Source organism: Alicyclobacillus fodiniaquatilis (genome assembly GCF_042678105.1).
GTDB classification, from domain to species: domain Bacteria; phylum Bacillota; class Bacilli; order Alicyclobacillales; family Alicyclobacillaceae; genus Alicyclobacillus; species Alicyclobacillus fodiniaquatilis.
The window spans coordinates 1-1,021 of the sequence record NZ_JBHUCX010000063.1 but is presented as its reverse complement, the minus strand read 5'-3'; the positions used below and the strand labels follow the sequence as shown (position 1 = coordinate 1,021).

The window sequence follows — 1,021 nt, the reverse complement described above, 5'->3', positions numbered from 1 at the left end:
GAACTGACATATAGGGAGTTAAATGCGAAAGCGAATCAGTTGGCATGGGTACTCAGGGGAAGAGAAATTACGAGCGGGGATATTGTTGGTGTAATGATGAACCGCTCTATAGACTTTATTCTTGCGATATTGGCAATCTGGAAATCAGGAGCTGCTATTCTTCCGATTGATCCAGGATTTCCAGAGGAACGCATTCGCTTTATGTTACGAGATAGTAAAGTGCGAACAATACTTATACAAACCGAGTTTGATGAGAAAATATCCTTGGACGATGTTAATCAAATTAAAATTGATGAGGTAGATCTTACGAAAGCATCATCAGGCAATTTAATCTTACATGCTGAGCTTGATGACCTTGTATATGTCATTTACACATCGGGATCAACTGGAAATCCTAAAGGTGTGTTATACAGACACGGCGGACTAGTAAATCTGCTACATTCGCAAGCTTGTAAAGGCCTGGATTTTTCGCGAACGTTACAGTTAACGATGATTAGTTTTGATGTATGTTATCAGGAAATTGGTTCGGTAATGCTTCAGGGAGGGACCTTATTCATTGCTCCGGACGGAGTGAGGCGTGAAACAGCAGCATTGTTACGGTTCATAGAGCGCTATGAACTTGTGACTGTTTTTCTGCCAACTGCGCTTGTTAATGTATTGTTCGAAGAACATGGAGTAGAACTTCCCTCCTCAATACTCCATGTTATTACTGCAGGCGAGAAATTAGCGTTAACGTCTAGGGCACGCAAGAATTTGAGAGATGTACATTATTGTCTACATAATCATTATGGGCCGTCAGAAACTCATGTGGTAACTATTTATACTATGGCTCCTGAAATGGTAATTCCTGCAGTTCCACCTATTGGGAAACCGATTGATAATACAAGAATTTATGTTCTTAGTACGTATGATGAGGTACAACCAATCGGGGTACTAGGGGAATTATGTGTCAGTGGAGCAGGACTTGCCCGTGGTTATCTGAATCAACCTGAACTGACGGCGGAGAAGTTTGTAGAGAATC

At 41.3% G+C, this 1,021-nt stretch carries 1 protein-coding gene; it reads left to right on the top strand.

Translation table 11 applies throughout. The features are described from left to right. On the top strand, window positions 1-1,021 hold a 1,021-nt coding region (locus tag ACFSB2_RS17295), incomplete at both ends, for an AMP-binding protein (RefSeq protein ID WP_377944356.1).